This is a genomic window from Burkholderia sp. Tr-20390, assembly GCF_017104595.1.
GTDB lineage: Bacteria > Pseudomonadota > Gammaproteobacteria > Burkholderiales > Burkholderiaceae > Burkholderia.
In genome coordinates, this window is sequence record NZ_JAAGPC010000372.1 from 1 (window position 1) to 2,507 (window position 2,507).

At 70.6% G+C, this 2,507-nt stretch carries 2 protein-coding genes; both read right to left on the bottom strand.

Annotation, left to right across the window (positions count from 1 at the left end):
- A partial coding sequence (locus tag G3N98_RS38990; protein ID WP_206151096.1) for a trypsin-like peptidase domain-containing protein occupies positions 1-1,062 on the bottom strand: 1,062 nt, incomplete at its 3' end.
- Positions 1,063-1,463: 401 nt separating this feature from the next.
- On the bottom strand, positions 1,464-2,507 hold a 1,044-nt coding region (locus G3N98_RS38995), incomplete at its 5' end, for a PLP-dependent aminotransferase family protein (RefSeq protein ID WP_206151097.1).

Consider the following 2,507-nt stretch of genomic DNA (forward strand, 5'->3'; position numbering starts at 1 on the left):
GGCCGGCGAGCCGGGCGCGACGCCGTTGACGAGCGCGCCCGCCGGGCGCGGCAGCCCGAACGCCGCGGCCAGCCCGATGCCGACATCCTGCACGTCGACGCCGATCGCATTGCCGGACGACGACTCGCCCGGCGCCTGGGCCTGCTGCGCCTGCGCCTGCATCTGCTTCTGCAGTTGCGCACGCACCTTTGCGGCAAACGCGATCGGGATCGCGAACGTCGTGCTCGCGTAGCGGTCGGTGCCCGTGTAGACCTGCACCGCGATGCCGATCACGTCGCCGGCCCGATTGAAGACGGGGCCACCGGAGTTGTCGGGGTTCGGTGCGATGTCGGTTTCGAAGAACGGAAACGCGCTGCCGTCCGGCAGCCGGTGCGACGTCGCGCTGACGATGCCGGCCGTGACCGTGTTGCCCGATCCGTCCGGCGCGCCGATCGTCATCACCGGCTCGCCCGCGCGGACCTTCGACGAATCGCCGACGCGCACGAACGGCAGCTTCGTTGCGTTGACACGCAGCACGGCGACATCGCTTTGCGGATCGACGGCCAGCACGGTCGCCTTGAATTCGCGGCGGTCGGTGAGCCGCACCGTCACGTCGGTGGCATCGTCGACCACGTGGGCGGACGTGAGGATCAGGCCGTCGGCGCTGACGATGAAACCCGAGCCGCTGCCCGATACCGCGCGCGGCGCGGTGTCGGGTGCCGGCGCCTGCGCCTGCTGGCCTGGCGCCTGCGGGCCCTGCGCGGGCGGCGGTGCGTCACGCCGGAAGAACGCCGCGAGCGGATCGTCGGGATCGAGGGTCGTGAACGACGGGCCGCTCGCCTGCTGGTCGGGTGCGGCGGTCATGACGGTCACGACGGCCGGGCCGTAGCGGTCGACGATCGCCGGAAAATCGACCGGCATCGCGTAAGGCGCGACAGCCGGCCGTTGCTTCATCGGGTGCGGCGTGACGGGCGGCGAGAGGGTTCCGGCAAGGACGGCCGGCGGGGCCGGCAAACAGCCGGCAAACACGCCCCCGATCAACGCGGTGCGAAGCACGGCGCGAGCAAGCGTCTGGCGAACCACGGTGCACCTCCCCCGGGAGTCACGGCGCCGACATGCGCGAGACGCGCAGGCGCTCGACAAGGCCCGGTACACCCATCCATTTATAGTCCACGCGGCCTGTTCGACCATACGAATCGAAACCCGAATGCCGGGTGGCGCGGCAGGCGCGGAGCCGCGACGGTGGCCGTTTCGAACAAAGTGCGCGGTTCGTCAATCCGCACAAGTCCGATTGTCATCCGTCGCACCAGCGCACGCGGCTTCCGTAGCGAAGGCAGCCAGACGAACGACGGTCATCACCGATCCAGCTCGTCCATTCATGGCTCGATTCTCCCGTCGGGATCCCGAAGTGAAATCGAAATCGATACGGACGCGGAAATCACCGGCGACGGGTGCCGTATCCCGCGCGCCCGGCCGCCCCCACATCACGCCCCACCCACCCGCTCCGCGATCGCCGACAGCATCCGCAACATCGGCTCGAACGCGTCCGCCGACGTATTGCCGAAACCGAGCACGAGCCCGTTGCCCGCCGATCCCGCATCGATCGAAAAACCCGACAGCGGAAACGGCCCGATGCCGTGCGCACGCGCCGCGTCGACGATCGCGCGATCGCGGTAACGCGCCGGCAGCCGCAACGCGAGATGCAGCCCGCACGGCCCGCCCTCGATCTGATGCGGCACGCTCAGGTTGCCGTCCAGCGCGGCCAGCAGCAAGCGCCGCCGGTCGCGGTACAACCGGCGCATGCGGCCGAGATGGCGGCCGTACTCGCCCGTCTCGATGAAATCGGCCAGCGCGAGCTGCACGTGGCGCGTCCCGCCGCGCAGCATCTCCGGCAGCACCGGCCGCACCGCGGCCAGCAGCGCGTCGGGCAGCACGAGAAAACCGATCCGCAACGCCGGAAACATCGTCTTGCTGAACGAGCCGAGATAGACGACGGGCGAATCGGGCGCGAGCCCGTGCATCGCGCCGATCGGCTCGCCGGTGTGACGGAATTCGCTGTCGTAGTCGTCCTCGATGATCCACGCGCGATGCCGGCGCGCGGCATCGATCAGCGCGAGCCGGCGCGAGATCGACAGCACGGCGCCGGTCGGGAACTGGTTCGACGGCGTCGTATAGACGAGACGCGGCGTCCGCTCGCGCCAGTCGTCCTCATCGGTGCGCAGCCCTTCCGCGTCGACCGGCATCGGCACGACGTCGAGGTCGGCCGCCTGCATCGCGGTGCGCGCGCCGCGATAGCCGGGCTCCTCGACCCACACCGTATCGCCCGGGTTCGTCAGCAACTGCGCGCACAGCGCGATCGCGCCCTGTGCGCCTTCCGTGATCACGATCTGCTCGGGATCGCAGCGCACGCCGCGCGTCACGGCCAGGTGGCGCGCGATCGATTCGCGCAGCGCGGGCTCGCCGAGCGGGTCGCCATAGCCGAGCAGGTCGCGGCCGGCGCGGCGCAGCGCGCGGTCGATCGCGTGGCG